2 rRNA genes are annotated in these 518 nt (G+C 60.2%); both read right to left on the minus strand.

Features of this window, described 5'->3' with window-relative positions:
• Positions 1–81: ribosomal RNA gene (locus tag KGQ19_RS48855) — 23S ribosomal RNA — on the minus strand; the annotation flags it as partial.
• A gap of 326 nt (positions 82–407) precedes the next feature.
• Positions 408–518: ribosomal RNA gene (locus KGQ19_RS48860) — 16S ribosomal RNA — on the minus strand; the annotation flags it as partial.

Raw genomic sequence — 518 nt, forward strand, 5'->3', positions numbered from 1 at the left:
CCGAGGCCTTTCGCGGCCTACCACGTCCTTCATCGGCTCCTGGTGCCAAGGCATCCACCGTGCGCCCTTAAAAACTTGGCCACAAAGATGCTCGCATCCACTGTTCAGATCTCAAACACCCACCGGCGCATCTCCCCCGTCTCGGAACCACCTGCCGTCGCTGACGCGACGCGGTATGGGACCTGAGAGGAGACCCGGTACTGAAGAAGACAACCAAGCGGCTGTTCCTTCAGGACCCAACAGTGTGCCGAACCAGAACAGGCTCACCTCGAAAGAGGCGAGCCGATCAAGTATTCGATGTTCCACCCTTGAGCGCCGGCGTCCAGACATACGCTGGACCAACCGGACTGCTCTGCACTAGAACCGCGCACCCTATGGTGTGTGATCCGTAGTGAGAGGCTCCTTAGAAAGGAGGTGATCCAGCCGCACCTTCCGGTACGGCTACCTTGTTACGACTTCGTCCCAATCGCCGGTCCCACCTTCGACGGCTCCCTCCCACAAGGGGTTAGGCCACCGGC

The sequence above is a fragment of the Catenulispora pinistramenti genome, from assembly GCF_018274385.1.
GTDB lineage: Bacteria > Actinomycetota > Actinomycetes > Streptomycetales > Catenulisporaceae > Catenulispora > Catenulispora pinistramenti.